The 480-nt window shown below is 81.7% G+C and carries 1 protein-coding gene; it reads right to left on the reverse strand.

What is annotated here, in order from left to right; translation table 11 throughout:
* Window positions 1-480 (reverse strand): hypothetical protein (locus tag CBZ_RS21205; RefSeq protein WP_218022829.1); only part of this gene is annotated, 480 nt, incomplete at both ends.

Here is a 480-nt window from a genome sequence, read left to right on the forward strand (position 1 = left end):
GGTGACGGCCGGGGCCGTCAGCGTCGCGGTGGGGGCCGCGGCGTCGGGGGCCGGGGTGGCCGTGCCGGCCGTCGTCCCCGTCGCCGGGTCGGTGCCGGTCGCGGGCGTCCCCGAGGTCCCGCCGGCGGCGGGGGCGTCGACGGACGTGCCCGCGTCGACGGACGACGGGTCGGCGTCGTCGCGCGTGACCGAGCGGGACGCGGCGGCGGAGTCGCGCGCCTCGGCCGGGTCGTCGAGCGCGTCGACGAGGGCCTCGAGGTGCGCGGTGGCGGTTTCGAGCGCGGCGAGGCGGGTCACGTCGACGGCGGCCTGCTCGCCCTCGGTCTGCGCGGCGGTGCTGACCTCGATGACGTCGTCGGCGATCCCGACGGCGTCCGCGACGTCGGCGCGTGCGGTGGCGGCGGCCTCGGCGGCGGTGGCCGCGGCCTGCGTCTGCTCGGCGCGCGCCGAGGCGGCGGCGGTCACGGTGCCGCCGAGGGC

Origin of the sequence: Cellulomonas biazotea, assembly GCF_004306155.1 — a bacterium.
Lineage (GTDB): Bacteria > Actinomycetota > Actinomycetes > Actinomycetales > Cellulomonadaceae > Cellulomonas > Cellulomonas biazotea.